Annotated in this window: 1 protein-coding gene; it reads right to left on the reverse strand. The window is 35.4% G+C overall.

What is annotated here, in order from left to right; genetic code table 11:
• Positions 1-245: 245 nt before the first annotated feature.
• A complete protein-coding gene (locus AJ886_RS00035; RefSeq protein WP_261662255.1) occupies positions 246-569 on the reverse strand; it encodes a DUF4406 domain-containing protein in 324 nt (107 codons plus the stop codon).
• Position 570 lies beyond the last annotated feature (1 nt).

The following is a 570-nucleotide window of genomic DNA, read 5'->3' on the forward strand; positions in this document are numbered from 1 at the left end:
GCCACTTTTTTAAGTGCAAGATTTACATCTTCAAAACTATTTATTTGCATTTAAATCTCCTTTTAAATTAAATTTGTTAATTTGATAATCCCAAAGAACTACGCCATATCTTAAAAGCACTGCGTGTTTAGCTCTTTTCTTAACTATCCTTAAACCTTTTTTTTCACGCAGTGTCGCGGAGCCTTCAGGTGGGTTAAGGGAGTGTAGCTCTTTATCGCAAAAGGTGGCTTTGCCACATTGCGAAGTCAAAGAGGCAACTCCAAAACTAGCTCTTTAATGCCAAGCTTTTTAGCTAATGCTAATTCTTCTTGCATTCCCTTAGAATACTTAGCATCTTTATGATTGCTCATATAAATATAATCACTTGCTTTTAAAAGCTCTAATCCCATTTGTAAAGCTTTGTCTCTGTGTTTGTTTTCATCCAAATAGCTAAATTGTAGTATGGGTGAAACAGGTGTAAAGCCTTCACATTCACGCATAATTTTTAAGCATTCTTGCTGGGCTACACTAATAGCTTGTGCTTTTCTTTGACTTTCTCTTACAGCTAAAGCTTTGTAAGGAGAAGCGATA

The sequence above is a fragment of the Campylobacter sp. BCW_6465 genome, from assembly GCF_001762815.1.
Classification (GTDB): domain Bacteria; phylum Campylobacterota; class Campylobacteria; order Campylobacterales; family Campylobacteraceae; genus Campylobacter_D; species Campylobacter_D jejuni.